Source organism: Kribbella sp. NBC_00382 (genome assembly GCF_036067295.1).
In the GTDB taxonomy this organism is placed as follows: domain Bacteria; phylum Actinomycetota; class Actinomycetes; order Propionibacteriales; family Kribbellaceae; genus Kribbella.
In genome coordinates this window covers 7,754,718-7,780,301 of record NZ_CP107954.1, presented here as the reverse complement: position 1 = coordinate 7,780,301, position 25,584 = coordinate 7,754,718, and the positions used below count along the sequence as shown (strand labels likewise).

The window sequence follows — 25,584 nt, the reverse complement described above, 5'->3', positions numbered from 1 at the left end:
TGCAAGTACCGCACTCGAACTGACGGCGAATTACCAGAGGTTCCCGGCCCGCTCGGTACGCGCCGCAACCTGCAACTGGTCGGCCAGTTCGACGAGTTTGGACGCGGACCGTACTTGGTCATGCGTGTCGTCCGCGAGGTGTGCCCGGCCGGTGGCGACGATGCGCGCGAAGGCGGCGGCGCGGTCGAGAGTGATGGAGAAATCGCCGGTCGCGACACCTCGTAGTACGGCGTCGACCATGTCCCGGACCTCGGTCGGGCCGGGCGGATCGGCGACGCCGGCCACCACCGCGTGTACTTCGGCGTACTTCCGGCCGGTGGCGTACTCGCGGGAAACCTCCTCCGCCGCACCGTGCACCCAGGAGCGCAGCAGGTACAGCCGCCAGAGCGTGCCGGGCAGCGAGTCGGCCGGGGAGTCCGACCAGAGATCGGCGAGCTCGTCGAGCCCGTAGTCGTCGGCGAGCTTGACCACGCGCGCAATCACCTCGGCGTCCTCACTCGACCGCGCACCCCGCACGAGCAACTCGGCGGTCCGGTGCGCCACCTCGGCCACCGCGGCCGGGTCGTGCGCACCAGGCAACGACTCGAACAACTTGGCACCCGGCAGAATCGGCCGGCGCGGCGTAGGAACGGTCACCCGCCCATCGTGCCTGACCGCCCCCAACTCCGCATGCCGACCCGGCGCAGTCAGTACAGTCGGAGTATGGCGGGTGGAAAAGGCAAGTTGGCCAAGAATGTTGTCAAGTACGGCGTGCGGTACGGGCCGATGGCGTTCGAGGCGGTCAAGCATGGGCGGGAACCGGCGCAGCAGGCGCTGCAGGCGGCGATGGCCAAGCGGACTGCGCGGAAGAAGGCGATCGAGCATGCGCTGACCGTGCGGGACGGATCGCTGTTGAAGGTGATCAAGGACGGGCAGGCCGTGTTCTTCGTGTTCAGCGGGGATGCGATCGTCACCACCTACCCACCGGTCCCGCAGGCCACGTACCCGGAGTTACTGCTGCATGCGGACCTGGATCGGCGGGAGAACGCTCTCGCGCTGGCGGCGAGCAAGCCGAAGCTGACCGACCGGCTGCCCAAGCTCAAGCGGCCCCGCCGGTAGAGGGTTGACCTGCTTGTAACATTCAGGACCCTGCGTGGCAACACCTCCCGCGCACAGTGGAGGGACGTGTCCACGAGGGAGGGCGTCACTCATGCTCTGGAAGATCAGGACCGAACTCGCTGACCGGCCCGGTGCGCTGGCCGAGCTCGCCGCACGCTGTGGTGCGGACGAGATCAACATCTTGAGCCTGGAGGTCTTCACCGCCGAGTCGGGCGCTGTCGACGAGCTTGTCGTCTCCACCGGCGTCGGCTGGACCGCTGCGGACCTCACCGCGCTGGTCGCCGAAGCCGGCTGCTCCGGTACTACGGTCCGCCCGTGCCAGGCGGATGTCCTCCACGACGGCCCCACCCGGTACCTGCGCGCAGTACTGCGGCTCATCGACGACCCGCTCTCCGTGGACGAGGAACTGGAGAGCCTGCAGGGGTTTGACGAGTACACGCCTGCCGAGTGGGCCCGTGCCGACGTACTGGTCGAGATTGCCGGCCGACTGGCTGAGCGTGAGGTCGGCCCGGTACCAGAGCCGCCTCGGCCAGGTAGCGCAGTACCGGAGATGCGCAAAGCCACTGTCGACGATGCCGAGGCAGTAGTCGCCATGCATGACCGGTGTTCGTACGAGAGTCGCACCCGGCGGTACCACGTCCCCATGCCTAAGCTCACCGCCCGTACTGCGCGTCACCTGTCGGCGCCCGCCGGTGGGATCTCCATCGTCGCCGCAGCCGGTGAGGCCGTCGTCGGGATGGCTACTGCTGCTCCCTGGGACGAGATGAGCGGTGCGGCGATGGAGATCGCCGTACTGGTCGAGGATGGCTGGCAGCGGCACGGCCTGGGGTCGCAGCTGCTGCGGAGAGTGATCCGGGAGGCCCGGGACCTCGGTGCTGATCGAGTGGTCTGCATGGTGCAGCCGGACAACGTCGCGATGCTGCGGACCGTCGAAGGCCTGCGGATGCGGACCAGGGTCGTGCAGGATAGCGGTCATCTGATGGTGACCGTCGCACTGTCCGACCAGAGCCTGTCGCATGCGGTGGATCGGCCGTCGGTGCCCTATCGTCAGACGCGTGCCATCCCTGCCCGGTCGTAACCCCCACGGCCTTCTCGTCAACCTGCCCGCGAGCACGCGCTCGCCGGTGGTGGAGCTGTCCAGGCGGCTGGTGATCGCACTCGGTCTGCTGGTGCTGATGGTCTGCATTGTGCTGGTCGACCGGGGCGGCTACAAGGACACGTACGACGGCAGCGTCGGTTTCATCGACAGCATCTACTACGCGACCGTGACGCTCACCACGACCGGGTACGGCGACATCACTCCGGTGACGCCGACCGCCCGGCTGGTGAACGCCTTCATCGTCACGCCGCTGCGGATCGCGTTCCTGGTCGTGCTGGTCGGCACAACGCTGGAAGTCCTGGCGAACGAAGGTCGCCGCATCATGCGCGACTCGCGATGGAGGAGGCGCATGAAGGACCATGTAGTTGTCGTCGGCTACGGCACCAAGGGCCGCTCGGCCGTGCAGACCCTGCTCAGCAACGGGGTCAAGCGCACCGACATCGTGGTGATCGACCCGCGCGCGCAGGCGATCGGTGACGCGGGCAACGATCAGATGGCCGCCTTCCACGGCGACGCCACCAACCGGACCGTACTGCGCCGCGCCGAGGTGATGACGGCTCGCGAGGTGATCGTCACCACCGATCGTGACGACTCGGCCGTGCTCGTCACGCTGGCGGTCCGGCAGCTCAATCCGAACGCGCACATCGTCGTCGCGGTCCGCGAGGAGGACAACGTTCCCTTGCTGCGGCAGAGCGGCGCGGACGCCGTCGTCACCTCATCGGAGGCAGTCGGGCGTCTGCTCGGTCTGTCCGCCGTCAGCCCGAACCTGGGTGAGGTGATGGAGGACCTGCTGACCTACGGCGAGGGCCTCGAGGTCGCCGAGCGCCCGGTCCTCGGCCGCGAGGTCGGCAAGGCGCCGTCGTCGGTACCGGACCGCGTGGTCTCGGTCGTCCGCGACGGCAAGGTCCACCGCTACTACGACTCGTCCGTCTCGGTCCTGGCCGCCGGCGACAAGCTCATCGTCGTCCGCCCGGCCAAGGAGACCCCCTGGGCCGAGCGCCCCGGCGCCGACGACCAGGACGAATAAACCTTCCTGTCCAAGCCCACAACTGCTGGGCTCGCACACCTCACGGCGACCTTGAACACCTAACGGCGACCTTGAACAAGTGATACCTTGTCCGAGGTCGCCGTTAGGTGTCCGAGCCCGCCAGATGTGGGCTTGCCACTAGATGGCGAAGGGGACTGCGGTGTCCGCTGGCTGGAGGTGTCCGCCGGGTCGGGTCCAGAGGGCGTCGCGTTCTAGGCGGGGGAGTACTGACTCGCCGAACCAGTAGGCCTCTTCGAGGTGGGGATAGCCCGACAGGATGAACTCATCGATGCCGAGGTCGGCGTACTCCTTGATGCGGTCGGCAACCTCTTCGTGGCTGCCGACCAGGGCGGTGCCGGCGCCACCGCGGGCGAGGCCGACGCCGGCCCACAAATTCGGGTAGATCTCCAGATCCTCGGCAGAGCCACCGTGGAGCGACAGCATGCGCTTCTGCCCCTCGGACTCGCTCTTGTGTAGACCCGCTTGGACCTTGGCGATCGTCTCGGGTGGCAGTGCTGCGAGCAGGCGGCGCGCTTCCCGCCAGGCGTCCTCGGAGGTGTCTCGCGTGATGACATGCAACCGGATGCCGAAGCGCACGGTCCGGCCGGCTTCGGCGGCCAGCTTGCGGATCCAGCCGATCTTCTCGGCGACGGCAGCGGGCGGTTCGCCCCAGGTCAGGTACACGTCGCTGTGGGCTGCCGCCACCGGACCGGCTGCGGCCGACGAGCCACCGAAGTAGATCTGCGGCACCGGGTCAGGCACCGATACCAACCTGGCCTGCTCGACCCGCAGGTGCTCGCCCCGGAAGTCGAACGGATCGCCGTGCTCCCACAGCCTCCGCACGATAGCCAGGAATTCGTCCGTACGCCGGTACCGCTCGTCCTTGCTCAGGAAGTCGCCGAACGCCTTCTGCTCGGCCGGTTCTCCACCGGTCACCACGTTGAGTAGCAGCCGTCCGCCCGACTGGTTCTGGAAGGTGGTCGCCATCTGCGCGGCCAGCGTCGGCGACATCAACCCCGGCCGGAACGCGACCAGGAACTTCAGTCGATCCGTTGAATCGAGCAACGAAGCCGTCGAGAGCCAGGCGTCGTCGCACCACAGCCCGGTCGGCGTCAGGGCGCCCTCAAAACCGAGCTCCTCGGCCGCGGTGACGATCTGGCGCAGGTACCGGGTGGTCACCCGCCGATCCCGATGCACCACCTCGGCGCCGTGCCCGCCGCCGGTGATGTTGCGCGAGTCGCCGGACGTCGGCAGGAACCAGTGAAAGGTCAGGGTCATCGGGCTGCTCCTGGGCGATAGGCGCTTAAGTCGATGAGATTAGTTGACATAGCGAAGACGGCCGGTCGCGTCTCGGATGGCGGGCGGCGGTGGTTGCGCGGAGTGCAGACCAGGTGACTGGTGGTCCGGTGTTGACGAGGGCTTGAACGGGGTCCTAGAGTCGCTGCTGTAAACGATTACAAGAACGATTACAGGAGACTGCGTGAGCCGGCCGACGATCGCGGGAGTGGCGCGGGCCGCCGGAGTTTCGGTGGCCTCGGTGTCGCGGGTGCTGAACGGACTGCCCGCGACCGGGGAGATGGTCGAGCGGGTGCAGCGCGCGGTCGAGGAGCTCGGCTATGTGCCTGACTCGCGGGCGCGGTCGCTCAAGGTCGGGCGGACCTTCCAGCTGACCCTCGCGGTGGCCGACGTCGGTAACCCCGTCTACGTGACGATGATGCGCGCGGTCGAGGAGGTCGTCTCTGCTGCCGGCTACCGGCTGGTGGTGACGACGACCGGGCCGGATGTCGTCGACGAGGTCGCGCTGGTCCGCGGGATGGCTCGTGGGTACGCCGATGGGCTGGTGATCAGCCCGTTGCGGGTCGACGACGACCTCATCAAGTCGATCCGCGAGTGCGACGTGCCGGTGGTCGTCGCCGGTAACGTGCCGTCCTCTGCTGGGGTCGATACCGTTCGCGCGAACTCGCCGAAGGGGATGCTGCTCGCGGTCGAGCACCTCCTGGCGAAGGGGCGCAAGCGGATCGCTTTCGTGAACGGTCCGGTGGACACCGTGCCCGGCACCGCGCGGGCGAAGGGGTTCGCCGATGCGATGAAGGCGAACGGGCTGCGGCAGGTGGCCGAGGTGGAGGCGGCGGACTTCACGTTCGCGGCCGGCCGGGAAGCCGGGGTGGAATTGCTGTCCGGGCTGGACAGTGGCGTGCGCAGCTCCGGCGTGGAGGCGGCGCGGGTTGGTCGGCTTGATGCGGTGATTGCGGCCAATGATTTGCTTGCCGTGGGCATCATGCATGAGCTGGCGGCGCGGCAACTCGTAGTACCGGATGACGTTGCGGTGATCGGGATGGATGACAGTGAGCTGGCGGAGCAGTGTTTCCCGCCGTTGACGAGTGTGAACCTCGGGTCGGCCGAGCGTGGTCGCCGGGCTGCTGAGTTGCTGTTGGCAAGGATCGACGACGACACCCGCACACCGCGGCGGATCGTCGTCCAGCCGACTCTCAGTGTGCGGAAGTCGACGCCATGAGTGCCGCGACGCTGACCGCAGCTCCGGAGCAGACTCCCAAGAGCGGCCGGCCGAAGCAGAACAGAGAAGCGATCTTTCTGTTCCTTCCCGCGTTGCTGCCCGTTCTGCTGCTGAGCGTCTATCCGCTGATCCGTGGGATCGCGCTGGGATTCACCGACGCTCGTGCCGGGCTGAACGTCGACACCAACTTCATCGGCCTCGGCAACTTCGGCAAGCTGCTGCACAACGGGCTGTTCTGGGACTCGTTCAAGATCGGCCTGATCTGGACGCTCTCGGTGACGATCCTGCAGTTCGTCGCCGCGCTCGGACTCGCTCTGCTGCTGAACACCAATCTGCGCTTCCGCGGCGTCGCTCGGACGCTCGCGCTGATCCCGTGGGCGATGCCGCCGGTGGTCGTGGCGATCATGTGGCGACTGCTGCTGCACCCGACCAACGGCCCGGTCAACGAGATCCTGCAGAACCTGCACCTGACCGACCACCCGATCAACTTCCTCGGCGACTTCAGTACCGCGCTGCCGGCCGTGATCGTGGTCGGTATCTGGGTCGGCATGCCGATGACGACAGTCACTCTGTTGGCCGGGCTGCAAGGCATCGACCGTTCTCTGTACGAGGCGGCCGCGGTCGACGGAGCGGGCGCGTGGTCGCAGTTCTGGAACATCACGCTGCCGCAGCTCAGGACGGTGATCGTGGCGATCACCAGCCTGGACATGATCTGGAACTTCAACTCGTTCGGGCTGGTCTACGTGCTCACCGCGGGCGGCCCGGGCGGCAAGACGATGCTGCCGATGCTGTTCGCGTACAACGAGGCGTTCCGGTACGGGAACTTCGGGATGGCCGCGGCGATGGGTGACGTGATGGTCGTGATCATCATCGTGTTCCTCGCGTTCTATCTCCGGAACCGGTTGAGGAGCGAGGCATGAGAACCCGCCCGGCAGCCCGCGCGGCACAGTACGTGGCGGTGATCTGTTACCTGATCTTTCTCGGTTTCCCGCTGCTCTGGCTGATCTCCAGTTCGCTGAAATCGCCACGAGAGTTCGCGAGCATCACCCCGTCGATTCTCCCGAAGCACCCGGATCTCTCGAACTACACCGACGCGTTGCGCGAGCAGGGCCTGGTCCACTCGATGTGGAACAGCCTGCAGATCTCGGTCGCGTCGACGGTGCTCGTGCTGATCGTCTCGCTGCCGGTCGCCTACGCTCTCGCGCGTTTCCGCAGCCGGCTCCGGCCGATCACGAACGGCTGGATCCTGGTCAGCCAGGTGTTCCCGGTGATCCTGATCGTGATCCCGCTGTTCATGATCCTGCGGCCGCTGCACCTGACCAACACGATCCCCGGCGTGGTGATCGTCTACATGGTCTGGTCGATGCCGTTCGCCCTGTGGATGCTGCAGGGGTACGTCGCCGCGGTACCGCGTGAGCTGGAGGAGGCGGCGTCGGTCGACGGCGCGAGCCGGGTCCGCACGATCGTGTCGATCGTGATGCCGTTGCTGCGGCCGGGGCTGATCGCGACCGCCATGTTCACCTTCATCTCGGCGTGGAACGAGTTCTTCTTCGCCCTGGTCCTGTTGCAGGACCCGCAGTTGAAGACGCTGCCGCTGGTGCTCGCCCGGTTCGTCGGGGCCGAGGGCCAGGTCCAGTTCGGGCCACTCGCGGCAGCGTCCGTCCTGGCCACCGTGCCGAGTCTCGTGTTCTTCGCTTTCCTGCAGCGCCGGTTGACCTCTGGCCTGCTGTCCGGCGCCGTAAAAGGCTGAGTTGTCCCCTGAGGAGATGTGATGAAGAAATTAGTGATCTCGTTGCTGGCGGCAAGCGCTCTGGTGACGCTTGCTGCCTGCGGTGGCAGTGACTCCGGATCCGGTGACAGTGGGTCGACCGAGAAGGTGACGCTGAAGTTCCAGAGCCTCGCCTTCCAGAAGACCACCGTCGCCGCGACCAAGAAGATCGTCGCGGACTGGAACGCGGCCAACCCGAACATCCAGGTCGAGTACGTCCAGGGCAGCTGGGACTCGGTGCACGACCAGCTCGTCACCCAGTTCCAGGGTTCCACCGCGCCGGACGTGATCCAGGACGAGTCGGCCGATATCACCGGGTTCGCGAACCAGGGGTACCTCGCCGACCTGTCGCAGTACCTGAGTCAGGAGACGAAGGACGCCGTTTCCCAGGGTGTCTGGGACACGGTTACCGTCGATGGCAAGGTGGTCGCCGCGCCGACGCTGCTCCAGTCGTACGTCGTGTTCGGCAACTCCGCGTTGCTCAAGGCGGCCGGGGTCGCGACGACGGGTGACTCGCTCAGCTGGGACGACCTGCAGGCCAACGCGAAGAAGCTCACCAGCGCGGGGAAGTACGGGCTCGGCTGGGGACTGAAGAGCCCGACGGCGACCGTGCTGAACCTCGGGATGAACTTCGACGGCGCCTTCTTCGAGGGGTCCGGGCGGGACGCCAAGGCGAAGATCGGCGATGCCGAGCTCGAGGTGCCGAAGCGGATCCACGCGATGGCCTACACCGACAAGTCGATCGACCCGACGTCGCTGACCCAGAGCGGGTCCGACGTGCTGCCGGGCTTCTTCGGTGGCAAGTACGCGATGATTGTCGGAGGCAACTATGCGGCCCAGCAGATCGTCGAGCAGGCGCCGAAGGGCTTCCAGTGGGAGGTACTGCCGCCGCTGAAGGGCACGTCGGAGAAGCAGGCCGCGAACCCGCAGACGCTGTCGGTGCCGGCCGAGGGCAAGCACGTCAAGCAGGCCGCGCAGTTCATCGACTACTTCATGAAGGCCGACAACCTGGCCACGGTGGGGCAGGGCGACTGGCTGATCCCGACCACGAAGGCGGCCAGGGACGCGATCGAGAAGGCGACCGGCGGCAAGAACGGCTGGACGCAGACGCTGGCGAGCGGCGAGGAGCTGACCAAGGCGCCGTTCCAGAGCGTCGAGAACTACCCGAAGTGGAAGGACCAGATCGCGACTCCGGCACTGCAGGAGTTCCTCGCGAACAAGATCGATCTGGCCGGTCTGGGCAAGAAGCTGAGTGATGGCTGGGGGCAGGTCAACAGCTGATGTCGGTGCTCGAGGAGAAGTCAGTAGGAGTCCTCGTCGGGTCGGCGGTCGGTGACGCGATCGGCGGCGCCGTCGAGGGCTGGACCCCGGAGGCGATCCGGGAACGGCACGGCGGGTGGGTGACGGGGATCGTCGGTCCCTGGTACGACGATTGGCGCAACGCGCGGCCGATCGCGCCGTACCACAAGGGCGACGGGCACATCACCGACGACACCTTGATGACGCACGCGCTGGTCGAGGTGTACGACGAGCTGCGGACGCATCTCGACGCGTACTCGATCGCTGAGTCGCTGGTGCCGAAGTTGCTGACGGAGAAGCGCTGGATTCCGGAGCTGGAGACGGAGGCGTTGCTGCTGCAGCGCGTGTTCCTGGCGGAGAAGTGGTTGGTGGCGCGGCTGCACTATGGACACGTCGATCCGCGTGAGGCCGGCGTCGGGAACATCGTGAACTGTGGGGCGGCGATGTATGTGGCGCCGGTCGGGATCGCCAATGCGGGTGATCCGGCCGGGGCCTATGCGGAGGCGATCGAGCTGGCCGGAGCGCATCAGTCGAGCTACGGGCGGGAGGCTGCTGGGGTGTTGGCCGCTGCGGTCGCGGCGGCAATGATGCCTGAGGCAACGGCTTCGTCGGCTGTGGCGGCTGCGTTGGCGTTGGCCAAGGATGGGACGCGGGCTGCGGTCGAGGCGGTGGCTGAGGCGGCTGACGGGTTGACCGATTGGGAGTCGGCGATCCCGGTACTCCGGAAAGCGGTCGAGCCGTTCGACACCGTCGGACCGGAGTACCGGAACCAGTCGCTGGACGCGCGCCGGCCGAGCCGGACGAAGGCGATCGAGGAATTGCCGGTCGCTCTTGGTTTCGTCCTCGTCTCGGGTGGGGATGTTCGGGAAGCCGTGCTGGGCGGCACCAACTACGGACGCGACGCCGACTCGATCGCGTCGATGGCGGGGGCGATCACGGGGGCATTGAGTGGGGCTGGCGGGGTACCGGCCGAGTGGGCCGGGCCGATCGCGGAGGCGAGCAAGACGGATCTCGAGGAGCCGGGACGGGTGATGGCATCGGTCGCGCTGGACCTGCACGCAGCCGATGCGCGTCGCTTCACCGACCGCAGTCAAACGTTGGAGAGACTAACCCGATGAGACTGACCTGGGTGCAACCAGAGGACCTCCTCCCGCATCAACTGGTCCAATCCGAGTCGGAAGGCGCAGACGTCTCCGACATCGCCAACCGCTGGGTCTCAGCCGGCGGTACCACCGAAGCGCCGGTGTCAGGCGCCTCGGACAAACCCGCCGGCACCGAGTTGCGTGCGCTCGCCCGCGAGCTGCTGGAAGAACTGGACGCCCGCTTCACGGGTTGGGCGGCGCCGCAGATTCCGCAGCTCCCGCTGCTGAGTCGCGCGCAGAGCGATGACTCGTCCCTCACGCCGGCGAGTGGGCGGGTGTTGGATGCGTGGCTTGGGCGGGCTGCCGGGAATCTGCTGGGGAAGCCTGTCGAGAAGATTCCTCGAGAGGGGATTCGGGAGATTCTTCAGGCCTCGGGGCAGTGGCCGTTGCGGGAGTACATCACCGCGGTGGGGGTGCCGGATGAGGTGGCGGGGCGGTGGCCGTGGAATCGGCGGTCTAAGCCGACGAGTCTTCGGGAAGTCATCGATGGGATGCCTGAAGACGATGATTTGAACTTTGCGATTTTGGCGTTGCAGCTGGTGGAGCGGCATGGGGATGGGCTGAGTACCGAGGACGTGGCGGCCGCCTGGCTCAACGACTTGCCGGCTGGGCGGGTGTTTACGGCTGAGCGGGTGGCTTACCGGAATCTGCTCGACGGGGTGGATCCGTTAAGGGCCGCGGTGGTCAGGAATCCGTTCAGGGAGTGGATCGGGGCTCAGATTCGGACTGATGTTTATGGGTGGGTGCGGCCGGGGGATCGGACGGCGGCGGCTCGGCTTGCGTTGGCGGATGGTCGGTTGAGCCATACGGGTGCTGGAGTGGATGGCGCGCTCTGGGTGGCAGCGATGTCGGCTGCGGCGATGGTGCTGGATGATCCGGTTGCGGTCGCCGAGGCCGGGCTGGGTGTGGTTGACCCCGCGAGCGAGTTGGCTAAGGCCGTGCGATTTGGGTTGGCGCTGGCTGAGACACCTCTGGATGATGCGTTGGACGCGTTGCACGCGGAGTACGGGCACCTGCACTGGGTGCATTCGGTGAACAACTCGGCACTGACTGCGTATGCGCTCACGGCGCCCGACTTCGCGACCGGGATCGGGCGCGCGGTGATGGGCGGCTGGGACACGGATTCGGCCGGCGCGACGGTGGGTGCGGTGCTTGGCGCGGTGCTCGGGGTTCCGGCAGAGTGGACCGAACCACTCGACAATCGGCTGGCGACCAGCCTGCCCGGGATGAACCAGGTGCCGATCAGCGAGCTCGCCGCCCGGACGGTGGCAGCGCAGGCAGGCGCAGTACGGGCAGACGTAGTACAGGCGGACGGGCAGACGGTGGCGGCACGGAAGGTGGAGGCTGGGCGTGGCTGAGGTTGTTGTAGTGGGAAGCGCGAACGTGGACCTGGTGCTGGCGGTCCAGCGGATCCCACGACCCGGCGAGACGCTGCTGGCGAGCGACCTGACGCGCGGCCCGGGCGGCAAAGGCGCCAACCAAGCAGTCGCCGCGGCCCGCGCAGGCGCCTCGACCGCGTTCGTCGCCTCACTCGGGGCTGACGACGGCGGCGCCCTCCTCCGTGCCGCTCTCGAAGGCTCTGAGGTAGACCTCTCGCTCGTCTCCACTTCCGGCAACCCGACCGGTACTGCGATCATCACCGTCGCCGCCGATGGCGAGAACTCGATCGTCGTCGCCCCCTCCGCGAACGCCGACCTCAAGCTCTCCGCCGAGGCGCTGTCCGGAATCAGGAATGCGAAAATCGTCCTTTCCCAGCTGGAGATCCCGCTCTCCACGGTCCAGGCGGCCGCCGAGGAGAGCGCGTACTTCATCCTCAACGCGGCGCCGGCCACCCAGCTGTCCGACGACCTGCTCGCCCACGTCGACCTGCTGGTGGTCAACGAGACCGAGGCGGAGGCGATCGCCGGCAAGGACTTCACAGCGCTCCTCACCCGCGTACCGGCTGCCGTGGTGACGCTCGGCGCCGAGGGAGCCGTGATCCTGTCCCGGGATGCCGCGGAAATTCGTATCCCGGGCGTGTCGGTCGAGGTCGTCGACACCACCGCCGCCGGGGACACCTTCTGCGGAGTCCTCGCCGCGACCTTGGCTGCCGAGTCAACTACGCCCCGCGACCTGACGAATGCGGTCCGACGCGCTAACGTTGCTGCTTCATTGAGTGTTCAGACCGCGGGGGCGATCCCCTCGGTGCCTCACGGGGAAGCAATCGACGCGCGCCTTGCGGAGGTATACCTGTGAACCCGCTCGAGCCCAGGCCGATCGATCAGCCCGCGAGGGTCGATCTCGGCCTGCGGGCCGATCTCGCCTTCCTCGACGACGCCAAGATCCTCGGCGCCCCCGACGACCCGACCGACCTGCCCCGCTGGCGCGGCAAGCTGGCCGAGTGGCTGATGGGCGCCTACGACCGGACGGCGTACGACGGCGGCCTGCACTACGAGGAGCCCGGTCGCGAGTGGACCCAGACGGCGTACTCGGTGGCGCTGGTCTGGCTCTGGGACGACCAGCTCTACGACGTCGACGAGGGTGTCTTCACGCCGGAGAAGTTCGTCCAGCACGGCATCGACGACTTCGGCGGGTACGACGCGGTGGTGCTCTGGCACGCGTACCCGGTGATCGGGATCGACTCGCGCAACCAGTTCGACTTCTATCGCGACGTACCGGGCCTCAAGGAACTGGTTGCTGCGTTGCACGATCTCGGGCTGAAGGTGTTCTTCGACTACAATCCGTGGGACGTCGGCACTCGTCGCGCCGCGCGTCCCGATGGCGATGAATTCGCTGCCCTGGTTGGCGAATTCGGTGCCGACGGCGCCTTCCTCGACACCTTGAAGCAGGCCGACCCGGCGTTCACCCGGCCGCTGAAGCGGGCCAACCCGGCGATCGCCTTCGAGGGCGAGTCACGGTTGCCGTTGGCAAGGATCAGCGACCACGCGTTGTCCTGGGCGCAATGGTTCGCCGACACCCGGGCGCCCGGCGTACTGCGGGCGCACCTGTTCGAGCGCCGGCACATGATGCACCACACCCGCCGCTGGAACCGCGACCACAGCGACGAGCTGCAGTCCGCCTGGGTGAACGGCGTCGGCATCCTGGTCTGGGAGTCGGTGTTCTCGGCCTGGGTCGGCTGGAACGCCCGCGACCGGTCGACGCTGCGCCGGATGGTCGCGGCGCAGAGAGCGTTCTCGCCGGTACTGATCGGCGGCGACTGGATCCCGCTGACGCCGGAGATCCCCGACAAGGCACGCGAGCACGGCGTCTTCGGTTCGCGCTTCGAGTTGGCCGACATCACTTTCTGGACGCTGATCAACCGTGACGACGAGGACTTCGAGGGCATCGTCCTGCGGTCCGAGGATCAGGTGGGTGACTGGTACGACGTGACGTCGGGAGTACCCGTCACGGCGGATGACGACGGGGTGCACCTCGTCGTACCGGGGCGTGGAGTGGCCGGGATCGTGCGGGTCGGAGCGACGGCCGGCCAGGAGTGCCGGGCGACCGCGCGGCGGCTGGGCACGATGTCGCGGCCGCATGTGAAGGACTCTGCGTTCCCGATGTCGCCGGCTGTCCGGGTCGCCGTTCCTGAGGTGTCTGGTGCTTTTGCCGGCGATGCGGTCGAGGTACCGGCCGGGGAGCGCTCTCTGACGGTTCGGCACCGGCGGCGGGAGACGGGTCTGTACGACCAGGCGCCGTACGTGGAGGAGTGGAAGCCGCTGCCTCCACGGCTGCATGACATCCAGACCGTGACGCGCTCGGTCGAGCTGCCCGGGGTGGCTGTGGCCGTTGCCGAGGTCACCAATGCGGAGTACGCGGAGTTCCTGAAAGCGACCGGATACAAGCCGAAAGTGGCCAATCGGTTCCTCGCGCACTGGGTCGATGGCAAGCCCGTCGCCGGTACCGAGGATCAGCCGGTCACGTACGTCGATCTGCCCGACGCTCGCGCCTATGCGGTGTGGTGTGGGGGGAGGTTACCTACCGAGGACGAGTGGCAGGTCGCGGCCGGACTGGACCGGTTCACCCGCGCCGAGCCGCTGGTCTGGAACCTGACCGAGAGCGAGTACCGCGACGGCCGCAGCCGGTTCTGCATCCTCAAGGGCGGCTCGTACTTCGTTGCCGAGGGCTCCGACTGGTACGCCGACGGCGGGCCGCAGGACCCGGAGGTCAGCTTCAAGCTGGTCCTCACCGGTGGCGGGCTGGATCGCTCGGAGACCATCGGTTTCCGGTGCGCGGGATGACGCTGTGAGACCGGCTCCGCTCGAAGGTGTGAAGGTGCTGGAGGCGGCGACTTTGTTCGCCGGCCCGCTGGCTGCGACGTTCCTCGGTGATTTCGGGGCGGACGTGACGAAGATCGAGCACCCGTCGCGGCCGGATGCGGCGCGGGGGCATGGGACGAGCAAGAACGGCGTCGGGCTGTGGTTCAAGACATTGGGCCGCAACAAGAGGCTGGCGACGCTTGACCTGTCGCAGGGGCGGGACGTGTTTCTCGAGTTGGTCCGCGCGAACGACGTACTGGTGGAGAACTTCCGGCCGGGGACGTTGGAGCGGTGGGGGCTCGGGCCTGACGTGTTGCTGGCGGCCAATCCGCGGTTGGTGATCGCTCGGGTGACCGCGTTCGGGCAGGTCGGTCCGTGGTCTAGCCGGCCCGGGTTCGGATCGTTGGCTGAGGCAATGAGTGGGTTCGCGGCGGTGACGGGGGAGCCGGATGGGCCGCCGACGTTGCCACCGTTCGGGCTTGCTGATGGGATCACGGCGCTGGCGACGGCTTACGCGGTATTGGTGGCGCTGAGAGAGCGCGATCAGTCGGGGGCGGGCCAGGTCATCGACATGGCGATCATCGAGCCGATCCTGATGATGCTGGGTGGTGGCATTACGGCGTACCAGCAGACCGGGTACGTCCAGCCGCGACTCGGGAACCGGTCGTCGAACAACGCGCCACGCAACGTGTATCGGACCGCTGATGGTCGATGGGTGGCGGTCTCGACCAGCTCGCAGAGCATCGCTGAGCGGGTCGTGACGCTGGTCGGGCGGCCTGATCTCGTCGCGCAGCCGTGGTTCGGGAGTGGGCGCGAGCGGGCTGAGCATGCGGACGAGTTGGACGATGCCGTGGGCAACTGGATCGGAGAGCGCTCCCTCGACGAGGTGATGCTCGCCTTCGAGAAGGCCGAGGCCGCGGTCGGGCCGGTGCATGACATCCGGGGGATCGTGGCGGATCCGCAGTACGCCGCGCTGAACACGATCGTCGAGGTGGAGGACGAGGAGCTCGGGGGGCCGGTCCAGATGCAGAACGTGCTCTTCCGGCTCTCCGAGTCACCAGGCTCGATCCGCTGGGCGGGCCGGCCTCATGGAGCCGACACGGATGCGGTGTTGGCTGAGATTGGCGTTTCCCCTGAGCAGTTGGCCGCATTGCGTGAGGCAGGAGTTGTTTAGGTGTTGACTGCGCTGTACGTACCGGCCAATCGTCCGGACCGGTTCTCGAAGGCTGTTGCCGCTGGCCCCGATCTGGTGGTGTTCGATCTCGAGGACGCCGTACCGGTTGACGACAAGGCGGATGCGCGGGGGTGGGCGGTCGCGTGGATCGCGGCGTTCACTGGGCGGACGCCGGTCGAGGTTCGGGTCAATGCGCCGGGGACTCCGTGGATCGAGGACGACCTGGCGGCGCTGGGCGCAGTACCGGCTGCGCGGGTGCGGGTGCCGAAGGTGGAGAGCGCCGATGACGTCCGGTGGATCCTGGATCAGGTGCCTTCGGCAAGGATCACGACGTTGATCGAGTCGCCGCTGGGGTTGGAGCGGGCGTTCGAGATCGCGACGGCTGATCCACGGGTGGTCGCGGTCGCTTTGGGTGAGGCCGATCTGGCGAGCTCGCTGGGTGTCGACGGGCCGGAAGGGCTGGCGTGGGCGCGCGGGCGGTTGGTGTCGGCCTCGCGAGCGGCCGGTCTCGGGGCGCCGATGATGTCGGTGTATCCGCACGTCGACGATGAGGACGGACTGCGGCGTACGTCGCTGGAGGGTCGCGCGCTCGGTTTCGTCGGGCGCACGGCGATCCATCCACGCCAGCTGCCGACGATCGTCGAGTGCTTCACCCCGTCGGCGACGCAGGTGGCAGACGCAGCCGCCCTACTGGCCGCAGTCGAGAAGGCCGGCATCACCGACGGCGGCGTGATCGTCCTCCCAGACGGCCGCATGGTCGACCCCGCCATGCTCGGCCGAGCCCGCGAACTCGTCGAGCTGATGAGCCAGATCGACGTCTGACCAACCACCCTGATCCTCCCGCCCACCTCTCACCGGTTCGCCCCGCCCACCCTCGCCGGTCGTCCCGCCTCCCCGCCCCCATTTGCCGTCCGGTGCCATCCCGCGCCGCCCCTGCCCACGTCACCCCGCATCCGCCATCGCCACCCGTCGCTCCCTGGGACGAGGCCACCTCGCGCCACGGCAGCCCGCGCCACCCGCCACCCGCTGCCCGAGTCGCCCCGCCACCTTGCGCCCGCGGCTCCGCCGGGTTGCTCCGCGCTGGTCTCCCTCTGGAGGTTCGGACTCTGCGGACGGCGGTGCATACCCAAGTCACTGTGGGTGCCGGCTCCGCCGCTTGGAGGCGGTGGGGTTGGCAACTTGTGCGTGCGTGGGAGTTCGAGTGGGAGCGGATCGCGGGCGGCGGAGCTCATCGGCGTACCGGAGAAGACTGGCGAGCAAGAGGTAAACGCGTTATGGTTATTTCATGACGACTACACGGCTGTCCTACGAGGTGCATGTCAGTCCAGGGGCGTTGCGGTCCGGTGAGCAGCGGATGCCGAACGGCGACCGGCTGTATTGGAACCCGCTCTCGACGACGCTGATCTTCGGCGCCGAGGATGCGGTGCTGGTCGATCCGCCGTTCCTGAGGGAGCACATCCAGGAGGTCGGGGACTGGATCGAGCGGTCGGGGAAGCGGCTGACCGCGATCTACGCGACGCATGGGCATGGGGACCACTGGTTCGGTACGGGGGAGTTGGTCAAGCGCTTCCCGGGTGCCATCGCGTACGCGACGCCGGGGACGATCGAGATGATGCACCAGCAGGCTGGGGTGGGGCGGGAGCAGCTGTGGGACCGGATCTTCCCCGGGCAAATCCCGTCGACGCCGGTGCTCGCTGTGCCGGTGCCGGCGGAGGGGATCTTGCTGGAAGGGGAGGTATTGAAGGCGATCGAGGTCGGTCATACCGACACCGATCAGACGACTGTGCTGCAGGTGCCGTCGCTTGGTCTGGTGGTGGCGGGGGACGTCGCCTACAACGGCATCCATCAGTACATCGTCGAGGGTGGCGACGGCGGGTTCGAGGCGTGGATCGCTGCGCTGGACCAGGTGGCGGCTCTTGAGCCGACTGCAGTCGTCGCCGGTCACAAGAACCGAGACCTGCCCGACGATCCGATCATCCTGCAGGAGACCAAGCAGTACCTTCAGGACGTGACCAAGTTGCTCGCCGGCAGCCCGACGCCTCAGGAGTTCTTCGACCAGATGACCGACCTCCACCCGGACCGCCTCAACCCCAGCCCCCTCTGGTACGGCGCCCTAGCGCTCCTCACCAAATGACCTCGCCCGCCACTACCCGCTACACCCTGGACCCCGCCCCCGACGCGCTGGCCCTGGCCCAGGACCTCCTCAACACCACCGGAGTAGGCACGCAACCGGACCTGCTGGCGGACGTGCCGAGCGCAACCGGCTGGCTCGCGCAGGTCCTCCCAGACGAGGTGCAACTGAGCGCCACGGACCTCGAAGACCTCCGAGCGTTCCGCGCCGACCTGCATGACCTCATCACCCCCGGCACCTCCGCCACCTCCGTGCGACACACGGCCGCGGAGTTGGTGCTCGGGGCGGATGGGGTGGTGGAGCTGCGGCCGGGCGGTGGCGGAGCGGAGTACGTGATTTCCCGGGTGCTGGCGGAGGTACTGGCTGGGCAGCAGGGGGATACCTGGCGGCGGTTGAAGGCTTGTAAGAACGAGCGGTGCCGGGTGGTGTTCTACGACCGGTCGCGGAACAACAGTGGTGTCTGGCATTCGTTGAAGACCTGTGGAAATCCCGCGAACCTGCGCGCCTTCCGCGCCCGGAACAAAGAGGTGAGCGGCTAAGGTCGGAGGCATGTTGCCGCGCGTGGTTGATGCTGTGGTGATCGGATCCGGGCCGAACGGGCTGGTGAGCGCGATCGCGCTGGCCGACGCCGGCTGGGACGTACTGATCGTCGAGGCCGCCGATGAGCCGGGCGGCGCGGTGCGTTCCACGACCGCCAACGGCTGGGTCAGCGACCGGTTCAGCTCCAGCTATCCACTCGGCGTCGCCTCGCCAGTACTGCGCGCGCTCGAGCTCGAGAACTTCGGACTGCGCTGGTCCCACGCCCCGCTCGCCTTGACGCACCTGATCGACCCCGACGACGAGGACGCACCCGCGATCCACCCGGATCCGACCGACACCGCCGCCTCGATCGGCCGCGATCACCCGAAGGACGGCGACACCTGGCTGCGCCTCTACCAGGAGTACGTCAAGATCCGCGCGCCTTTCCTGCAGTCGTTGCTCACCTCCTGGCCGCCCGTCACTTCCGGCCTCCGCCTGGCGCGCAAGCTCGGCTCGGTGGGGGAGCTGGCCCGATTCGCCCGCTTCATGGCGATGCCGATGCACCGGATGGGCCAGGAACTGTTCGTAGGCGACCGCGGCCGCGCGATCCTGGCCGGCAACGCGTTCCACGCCGACGCCCCACTCAGCGGCAGCGTCAGTGGCACTATGGGCTGGCTGCTCGCGATGCTCGCCCAGGACGTCGGTTTCCCCGTCGCAGAAGGCGGTTCGAGCTCGCTGTCCACAGCCCTGGTACGCCGGGCCGAGCGCTCCGGTGCCCTCCTCTCCACGGGCACCCCAATCACTTCGATCGACGTCTCGGCCGGCAAGGCAACCGCAGTACGGACCGCAAGCGGCGAGACCATCTCCGTACGCCGCGCCGTCATCGCCGACGTCTCCGCCCAGACCCTGTACGCCGAACTGTTGCCGCCAGCGAGCATCCCGGCTGGCCTCCGCCGCGACCTCGAAAACTTCGAGTGGGACTACCCGACGGTCAAACTCAACTACCGCGTGAGCGGCCCGATCCCATGGCGCGCCACCCAAGCTCGCGAAGCCGGCGTCGTCCACCTCGGCGGCACCGCCGACGACCTGGTCCACGTCAGCGCCGACCTGGACACCGGCCGCTTGCCCACGGCCCCCTTCCTGCTGATCGGCCAAACCACCAAGGCCGACCCATCCCGCTCACCCGAAGGCACCGAGGCCGTCTGGGCCTACTCGCACCTACCCCGCGGCCTACCCGACGACACCGAGGCCGAGAAGCTGGCCGCCCGCATGGACCGCGCCATCGAACGCCACGCACCCGGCTTCCTCGACCTGGTCATCGAACGCGACCTCCAGCGCCCCAGTGACCTCATCCACGCAAACGCCTCCCTCGGCCTGGGCGCGCTCGGCGGCGGTACTGCGCAACTCCACCAGCAACTCATCTTCCGCCCAACCGTAGGCCTCGGCAGCCCCCGAACCGTCATCGACGGCCTCTACCTCGGCAGCTCCGCCATCCACCCCGGCCCCGGCGTCCACGGCGCCTGCGGCCACTTAGCCGCCCGAACCGCCCTCCGCGACGCCTCCCTCCTCGGCCCCCTAACCCGAATCCCCACCACCGCAGCCCTCCGCCACCTCCAACGCTGAATCGACCTGCGCGGATGGGAAGGTAGAACGATGGAGCAGGTTGAGGGGTTGTTGCGGGAGTTGGCGCCTCAGGTTTTGGGGTTTTTGGCTCGGCGGCATGGGCAGTTCGATTTGTGTGAGGACGCGGTACAGGAGGCGTTGCTGGCGGCGGCGACGCAGTGGCCGGTTGATGGGGTGCCGGGGAATCCTCGGGGGTGGTTGATCACCGTTGCCACGCGGAAGCTGACGGATCAGTTCCGGAGTGAGAGTGCTCGGCGGCGGCGCGAGGATTCGGTGGCGGCGATGGCTGGGACCGACGAGCTGGTTGCGCCGGGGGCTGACCAGGATCAGGTGCCGGAATCCGATGACACGTTGACGTTGCTGTTCCTGTGTTGTCATCCGGCGGTGACGCCCGCGTCGCAGGTCGCGCTGACGTTGCGGGCGGTCGGTGGGTTGACGACGGCGGAGATCGCGAAGGCGTTCATGGTGCCGGAGGCAACGATGGCGCCGCGGATCAGCCGGGCGAAGAAGAGCATCAAGGCGGCCGGCAGTCGGTTCGTGTTGCCGCCCGAGGAGGAGCGCGCGGATCGCCTGCGCGTAGTACTGCAGGTGCTCTACCTCATCTTCAACGAGGGCTACACGGCCAGTTCCGGCCCCGATCTGCAGCGGGTCGAGCTGACCGCTGAGGCGATCCGGCTGGCGCGCTTGCTCTACCAGCTGCTACCGGACGAGGGCGAGGTCGCTGGGCTGCTGGCGCTCATGCTGCTCACCGATGCGCGGCGGGCTGCTCGTACCAAGCCCGACGGCAGCCTGATCCCGATCGACGAGCAGGACCGCAGCCTGTGGCAACGCGAGCCGATCGAGGAAGCATCCGCGCTGGTACTACGTACGCTCGCGCACGGCGAGGTCGGCTCGTACCAATTGCAGGCAGCCATCGCGGCGATCCATTCCGAGGCGCCGAGCGCGGATGAGACCGACTGGAACCAGATCCTCGCGCTCTACCTGTTGCTGGAGAAGGTCGCGCCGAACCCGATGGTGACCCTCAACCGCGCCATCGCGCTAGCCCAGGTCGAAGGCCCGCAAGCCGGCCTGGACCTGCTCGCCACGCTCGACGACGACCACCGCATGACGGACAACCACCGGCTGGACGCAGTACGGGCCCACTTGCTCGAACGCCTCGGCAAACTCCCGGAAGCCCGCGACCACTACCTTGCGGCCGCACGCCGGACGACCTCGTTGCCCGAGCAGCGCTATCTGAACGCCAAGGCTGCCCAGATCGCCGACAACTCCTGAGGCCGATCCGGCGTGGAGCGGTACCGATCGACAGGACGTAGTCGGCGCGAGGTAGTGCGCTTCAGGCTGAGTTGCCGGTTTGTGTACAGCGTCTCGCGGTGCACTACCTGTCGAACGGGACCGAGGTGGCGTGTTGGCATGCGTGACTTGGGTTGTAACTTCGGTTTACAGTTGGCGCATGGCCATCCAGGAGAGTGCGAAGCCCAGCCGCCGGCGGGATCCGATCGGGGTCGGGGTCGCGCTGCTGAACCGGCTGGCGAAGTCGCGGGCGATCGATCGGTTCGGGTTGCGCAAGCAGGCCGAGCGGGTGGTGTTCGAGGCGACCAAGACCGGATTCCGGACGGCTGGGGCGTTGACGCGGAGCTTCGTAGCGGCCTCGAAGCTGGCCAAGCCGTCGCGGCTGCCGGCGGCCAAGGGGAGCGGGCGGTTCGACCTGACTCCGACCGAGGACCAGCAGATGGTGGTCGGTGTCGTCACGGAGTACGCCGCCGAGGTACTGCGCCCCGCCGCGGCCGAGGCTGATGTCGCCGGTACTACGGATGCCAAGGTGCTCGCGCAGTCGGCGGAGCTTGGGTTGAGCCTGATCGAAGTACCGGAAGAGCTCGGTGGGATCGTCAGCGAGCGGTCGGCGATGACCGGAGTACTGGTCGCCGAAGCGATGGCGCATGGCGATATGGGGCAGGCTGTTGCGTGTCTGGCGCCGGCCGCGGTCAGCACGGCGATCTCGTTGTGGGGCGACGAGACGCAGCAGGCGACGTACCTGCCGGCCTTCACGGGTGAGTCGGTACCGGCCGCCGCACTCGCGATCGTGGAGCCGCGCGCGTTGTTCGATCCTTTTGCGTTGAAGACTAGGGCGACTAGGCAACGAACTGGCCATTTGCTCAACGGGGTCAAGTCGCTGGTGCCGCGTGGTGCTGAGGCTGAGGTCTTCGTGATCGCCGCTCAGCTGGAGGATCAAGGGCCGGCGTTGTTCCTGGTCGAGTCGGAGCATCCGGGTGTGACGATCGAGGCTGAGCCGTCGATGGGGTTGCGGGCGGCCTCGCTGAGTCGCGTGTTGCTGGACGACGTACCGGCTGTGCAGTTGGGGACGCTCGAGGACTATGCCGAGTGCATCCGGCTGTCGCGGCTGGGGTGGTGTGCGCTTTCGCTCGGTACTGCTAAGGCTGTGCTCGACTACGTCACGCCGTACGTGAACGAGCGGACTGCGTTCGGCGAGCCGATCAGTCATCGGCAGTCGGTCGCGTTCATGGTCGCGAACATCGCGATCGAGCTCGAGGGGATGCGGCTGGTCACGTACCGGGCCGGATCGCGTGCTGAGCAAGGGCTTCCGTTCGCTCGCGAGGTCGCGCTGGCGCGGCGGCTGTGCACCGAGAAGGGGATGCAGATCGGGACGGATGGGGTGCAACTGCTCGGTGGGCATGGGTTCGTCAAGGAGCATCCGGTTGAGCGGTGGTACCGGGATTTGCGGGCCATCGGCGTCATGGAAGGTGCGGTGCTGGTCTGATGATCAACCTCGAGACTCCGCGGAAGTTCCGCGCGTTCATCAATCAGGCGCATCAGGTGGCGGCGGAGATGTTGCGGCCGAACTCGCGTGAGTATGACCTGGCTGAGCACGCCTATCCCAAGGAACTCGACATGCTCGCGGCGATGGTCGACGGGCTGGGGGCGTCGGGGACCGGATCGGGCGCGGGAGCCGGCGGCGTACGGCGTACTGCTGGTGCTGAAGATGATGACGGCAAGGTGAAGAACGGGTCGAACCTGTCGTCGGTGCTCTCGATCATGGAGATGTGCTGGGGTGATGTCGGGCTGTTGTTGTCGATGCCGCGGCAGGGGTTGGGGAACTCGGCGATCGCGTCGGTCGCGTCGGATGAGCAGCTGCGGCGCTTTGACGGTGTTTGGGCGGGGATGGCGATCACCGAGCCTGAGTGTGGCTCGGATTCGGCGAGTATCCGGACGACCGCACGGCTCGATGGCGATGACTACGTGATCAACGGCGAGAAGATCTTCGTCACCGCGGGTGGGCGCTGCGATGCCGTGGTGGTATGGGCAACGCTGGACAAGTCCGTCGGGCGGGCCGCCATCAAGTCCTTCGTCGTCTTCAAGGACACACCGGGGATGACGGTCGAACGGCTCGAACACAAGCTCGGGATCCGCTCGTCGGACACCGCCACGATCCGCTTCGAGAACTGCCGAGTGCCTGCCGCCAACTTGCTCGGCAGCCCCGAGATCGACGCAGACAAAGGCTTCGCAGGCGTCATGCAGACCTTCGACAACACCCGCCCCCTCGTCGCCGCGATGGCTGTTGGTTGCGCCCGCGCGTCTCTTGAAGTCACCCGATCGCTGTTGTCGGAGGCTGGCGTCGGGGTCGACTACGACCGGCCGGTCTTCATGCAGCCCGCCGCCGCGGCCTCGTACCTCCAGATGGAGGCCGACTGGGAAGCCGCCTACCTCCTGACCCTCCAAGCAGCCTGGATGGCCGACAACTCCCAGCCCAACTCCCTCCAAGCCTCCATGGCCAAAGCCAAAGCCGGCCGAACAGCCAACGACATCACCCTCCGCTGCGTAGAACTAGCCGGCAGCATCGGCTACTCCGAACACGAACTCCTGGAAAAATGGGCCCGCGACTCGAAGATTCTCGACATCTTCGAAGGCACCCAACAAATCCAGCAACTAATCGTCGCGAGGAGACTGCTTGGGAAAACCTCGGCTGAGCTGAAATAGCCTTAACTAGAAGGGATTCGGCAGCTCATCGACCGGTAGATGCCGGGTCGTCGGCGGCCCGTATGCCAGGCCTCAGGCCGCGGCGGAATCATCCCTGCTCCGTCCCTGCTCCGTCAGCCGCGAAGAAAGTCGCTCGAGCCGGCGGTCGACTGCCTGCCTGGCGCGGTCGTAGGACGACGGGAGCATGTGGGTATACATCTGTAGCGTGAACCCGGGATCGTAATGTCCGAGGTACTCGGACAGCTCCTTGATGTTGACACCATCCGCCAGCGTGATGCTGGCGAAGTAGTGGCGCAGCGCATGCATCCCCTTCGTGTAGTCGGTCTTGAAGATCCATCGGCCCCACTTGCCCTTGACCGGCGGCGCGATGACGCCAATTGCCGCGAGTGCAGGCTTCCAGATCATCAGGTTGTAAACGCCCGCTCGGATTACCTTGTTGTCCGACCAGACGAACAGCAGATCGTGCTCCTGGAGTTGGCCATCAACTTGCTCCCACGGCAGGGAGATGGTCGTTGTACCGAACTGCTCGATGCGCTCCTTGACCAGCTTGGCCAGCGACGGAGACATGGGCACAATGCGCTCTTTGTCGTTCTTCGGCAGGGCGAAGACACTTGCGAGAACCGGCGAGCGGGCTTCTTGACGATCTTTGACTGACCAGGGTTGCGTTTGATGAGTTCGTCGGCGGTCGCAAGCTCGAGGCATCTATACAGCACCAGGAACGCACTCCGGGCCGTCGACGGGCCGTACACACCGATCAGATCGGTCAGCCAGGATGTGCTGAACGCCGGGCAGCGAGCGGCGGTCTGTGCTCAGCTGAGGGCGACGGGCGACCTCAGGAGTCCACCTATCGAGGAGATTCTGGACAACGCAGCGTCGAGGATCGGCGCTGCCGACCTGGCCGATCAGTGAGGTCGACCTCTCGGTCAGGTGGATTCACGCCGGATGAGAGTGGTGGGGAGGATGACGGTGGCGGGTTGTTCGCCGTTGATGACCTCGCCGAGGAGGCGGACCATCTCGCTGCTGATGCGTTCGAACGGCTGGCGCATGGTGGTCAGCGTCGGCGCCAGGGTTTCGGCCAGCCAGGAGTCGTCGAAGCCGCCGACGGCGACGTCTTGTGGTACCCGCTTGCCGAGGATGGCGAGGGTTGTCAGGGCGCCTGCGGCCATCAGGTCGGAGGCGACGAAGACCGCGTCGATCTCGGGTCGGGCGGCGAGCAGTTCTGCCATTGCGCGCTGGCCTCCGGCACGCGAGTAGTCGCCGTGGGCAACCAGTCCCTTGTCGTAGGAGTCGCCGAGTTCCGTGCGGTAGCCCTGGAGTCGCTGAACCCCACCGGGGGTGTCCATCGGGCCGGTGATGGTGGCGATGTGCTTGCGGCCGGTCTCGTGGAGGTGCCGAACCATCTCGCGGGCTCCGGTCACGTCGTCCGCGGCGACGTATCCGACCTTTCCTTCGTAGCCGAGCGGCATCCCGCAGGCGACGATGGGGATCTGTTCACGGAGCAGGGACGCGACGACCGGGTCGTCTGCGTGTGACGAGATCAGCAGCACTCCGTCGACGTGGCCGGCGGTGACGTAGTCGGTGACGCGGCGCCGCTCTGCCGCCGTACCGGCGACCATCAGCAGCAGGGGCATGTCCTGTTTGGCGAGGGCGTCGGCCGCGCCGCGGAGCAGGACCGAGAAGTTCGGATCCTCGAAGAGCAGTTGTTGCGGCTCGGTCAGGAGGAAGGCGACTGAGTTCGCCCGGCCGGTGACCAGGCTTCGCGCGTGCCTGTTCGCCGCGTATCCGGTCGAGCGGATCGCGGCTTCGACCGCTGTCAACGCCTCCGGAGACACCCAGTGGCCGCCGTTGAGCACCCGGGAGACTGTGCCTCGGGACACGCCGGCAACGACGGCCACATCCTTGATGGTTGGTCGCTTACGGCCGCCGTTCTGGGTCACGGAGGTCGAGTCTAGTGTCAC

23 protein-coding genes are annotated in these 25,584 nt (G+C 67.2%); 19 read left to right on the top strand and 4 right to left on the bottom strand.

What is annotated here, in order from left to right:
* Positions 1-30 precede the first annotated feature (30 nt).
* Complete coding sequence (locus tag OHA70_RS36495) at positions 31-636, bottom strand: hypothetical protein (RefSeq protein ID WP_328325829.1); 606 nt, start codon at positions 634-636, stop codon at positions 31-33.
* A 66-nt stretch (positions 637-702) separates the two neighbouring features.
* On the opposite strand from OHA70_RS36495, the gene OHA70_RS36490 reads away from it, so the two are divergent.
* From OHA70_RS36490 to OHA70_RS36480, 3 genes are all read left to right on the top strand, one after another.
* The gene (locus OHA70_RS36490; RefSeq protein ID WP_328325827.1) at positions 703-1,098 is read left to right on the top strand and encodes a hypothetical protein; all 396 of its coding nucleotides are present in this window, start codon (positions 703-705) and stop codon (positions 1,096-1,098) included.
* A gap of 91 nt (positions 1,099-1,189) precedes the next feature.
* A complete protein-coding gene (locus OHA70_RS36485) occupies positions 1,190-2,176 on the top strand; it encodes a GNAT family N-acetyltransferase (RefSeq protein WP_328325825.1) in 987 nt (328 codons plus the stop codon).
* Positions 2,142-3,224 (top strand): potassium channel family protein, encoded by a 1,083-nt coding sequence (locus OHA70_RS36480; protein WP_442913914.1) that lies wholly within the window; start codon positions 2,142-2,144, stop codon positions 3,222-3,224. The genes OHA70_RS36485 and OHA70_RS36480 overlap by 35 nt, the downstream gene beginning before the upstream one ends.
* Positions 3,225-3,362: 138 nt before the next feature.
* Here OHA70_RS36480 and OHA70_RS36475 read toward each other — a convergent pair whose 3' ends face one another.
* A complete protein-coding gene (locus OHA70_RS36475; RefSeq protein ID WP_328325821.1) occupies positions 3,363-4,502 on the bottom strand; it encodes an LLM class flavin-dependent oxidoreductase in 1,140 nt (379 codons plus the stop codon).
* A gap of 202 nt (positions 4,503-4,704) precedes the next feature.
* On the opposite strand from OHA70_RS36475, the gene OHA70_RS36470 reads away from it, so the two are divergent.
* From OHA70_RS36470 to OHA70_RS36395, 16 genes are all read left to right on the top strand, one after another.
* Positions 4,705-5,739: a LacI family DNA-binding transcriptional regulator gene (locus OHA70_RS36470; protein ID WP_328325819.1), complete on the top strand. Its 1,035-nt coding sequence runs from the start codon at positions 4,705-4,707 to the stop codon at positions 5,737-5,739.
* Entirely contained in the window at positions 5,736-6,659 is a 924-nt protein-coding gene (locus OHA70_RS36465) for a carbohydrate ABC transporter permease (RefSeq protein WP_328325817.1), read from the top strand. The genes OHA70_RS36470 and OHA70_RS36465 overlap by 4 nt, the downstream gene beginning before the upstream one ends.
* Entirely contained in the window at positions 6,656-7,489 is an 834-nt protein-coding gene (locus tag OHA70_RS36460) for a carbohydrate ABC transporter permease (RefSeq protein WP_164592851.1), read from the top strand. The genes OHA70_RS36465 and OHA70_RS36460 overlap by 4 nt, the downstream gene beginning before the upstream one ends.
* 21 nt (positions 7,490-7,510) lie before the next feature.
* The gene (locus OHA70_RS36455) at positions 7,511-8,788 is read left to right on the top strand and encodes an ABC transporter substrate-binding protein (RefSeq protein WP_328325813.1); all 1,278 of its coding nucleotides are present in this window, start codon (positions 7,511-7,513) and stop codon (positions 8,786-8,788) included.
* Entirely contained in the window at positions 8,788-9,924 is a 1,137-nt protein-coding gene (locus OHA70_RS36450) for an ADP-ribosylglycohydrolase family protein (RefSeq protein WP_328325811.1), read from the top strand. The genes OHA70_RS36455 and OHA70_RS36450 overlap by 1 nt, the downstream gene beginning before the upstream one ends.
* Entirely contained in the window at positions 9,921-11,306 is a 1,386-nt protein-coding gene (locus tag OHA70_RS36445; protein ID WP_328325809.1) for an ADP-ribosylglycohydrolase family protein, read from the top strand. Before OHA70_RS36450 ends, OHA70_RS36445 begins: the two co-directional genes overlap by 4 nt.
* Entirely contained in the window at positions 11,299-12,183 is an 885-nt protein-coding gene (locus OHA70_RS36440) for a ribokinase (RefSeq protein WP_328325807.1), read from the top strand. The genes OHA70_RS36445 and OHA70_RS36440 overlap by 8 nt, the downstream gene beginning before the upstream one ends.
* Positions 12,180-14,168, top strand: a complete 1,989-nt coding sequence (locus OHA70_RS36435) for an SUMF1/EgtB/PvdO family nonheme iron enzyme (RefSeq protein ID WP_328325805.1) — start codon at positions 12,180-12,182, stop codon at positions 14,166-14,168. Before OHA70_RS36440 ends, OHA70_RS36435 begins: the two co-directional genes overlap by 4 nt.
* A gap of 4 nt (positions 14,169-14,172) precedes the next feature.
* Positions 14,173-15,360, top strand: a complete 1,188-nt coding sequence (locus tag OHA70_RS36430; protein WP_328325803.1) for a CaiB/BaiF CoA transferase family protein — start codon at positions 14,173-14,175, stop codon at positions 15,358-15,360.
* Positions 15,361-16,182 carry an HpcH/HpaI aldolase/citrate lyase family protein gene (locus tag OHA70_RS36425; protein ID WP_328325801.1) on the top strand — a complete coding sequence of 274 codons (822 nt, stop codon included), beginning with the start codon at positions 15,361-15,363 and terminating at the stop codon, positions 16,180-16,182.
* Between the two features lie 463 nt (positions 16,183-16,645).
* Complete coding sequence (locus tag OHA70_RS36420; protein ID WP_328325799.1) at positions 16,646-17,494, top strand: MBL fold metallo-hydrolase; 849 nt, start codon at positions 16,646-16,648, stop codon at positions 17,492-17,494.
* A complete protein-coding gene (locus OHA70_RS36415; RefSeq protein WP_328325797.1) occupies positions 17,491-18,030 on the top strand; it encodes a CGNR zinc finger domain-containing protein in 540 nt (179 codons plus the stop codon). The genes OHA70_RS36420 and OHA70_RS36415 overlap by 4 nt, the downstream gene beginning before the upstream one ends.
* A 10-nt stretch (positions 18,031-18,040) precedes the next feature.
* Positions 18,041-19,633 carry a phytoene desaturase family protein gene (locus tag OHA70_RS36410; RefSeq protein WP_328325796.1) on the top strand — a complete coding sequence of 531 codons (1,593 nt, stop codon included), beginning with the start codon at positions 18,041-18,043 and terminating at the stop codon, positions 19,631-19,633.
* A gap of 30 nt (positions 19,634-19,663) precedes the next feature.
* The gene (locus tag OHA70_RS36405; RefSeq protein ID WP_328325794.1) at positions 19,664-20,905 is read left to right on the top strand and encodes an RNA polymerase sigma factor; all 1,242 of its coding nucleotides are present in this window, start codon (positions 19,664-19,666) and stop codon (positions 20,903-20,905) included.
* Positions 20,906-21,083: 178 nt separating this feature from the next.
* Positions 21,084-22,409, top strand: coding sequence for an acyl-CoA dehydrogenase family protein (locus OHA70_RS36400; protein ID WP_328325792.1), 1,326 nt, complete (start codon positions 21,084-21,086; stop codon positions 22,407-22,409).
* Entirely contained in the window at positions 22,409-23,626 is a 1,218-nt protein-coding gene (locus OHA70_RS36395) for an acyl-CoA dehydrogenase family protein (protein ID WP_328325790.1), read from the top strand. Before OHA70_RS36400 ends, OHA70_RS36395 begins: the two co-directional genes overlap by 1 nt.
* 72 nt (positions 23,627-23,698) lie before the next feature.
* Here OHA70_RS36395 and OHA70_RS36390 read toward each other — a convergent pair whose 3' ends face one another.
* Both OHA70_RS36390 and OHA70_RS36385 read right to left on the bottom strand, forming a co-directional pair.
* Positions 23,699-24,328 carry a tyrosine-type recombinase/integrase gene (locus OHA70_RS36390; RefSeq protein ID WP_328325788.1) on the bottom strand — a complete coding sequence of 210 codons (630 nt, stop codon included), beginning with the start codon at positions 24,326-24,328 and terminating at the stop codon, positions 23,699-23,701.
* A gap of 221 nt (positions 24,329-24,549) precedes the next feature.
* Positions 24,550-25,563 (bottom strand): LacI family DNA-binding transcriptional regulator, encoded by a 1,014-nt coding sequence (locus OHA70_RS36385; RefSeq protein ID WP_328325786.1) that lies wholly within the window; start codon positions 25,561-25,563, stop codon positions 24,550-24,552.
* Positions 25,564-25,584 lie beyond the last annotated feature (21 nt).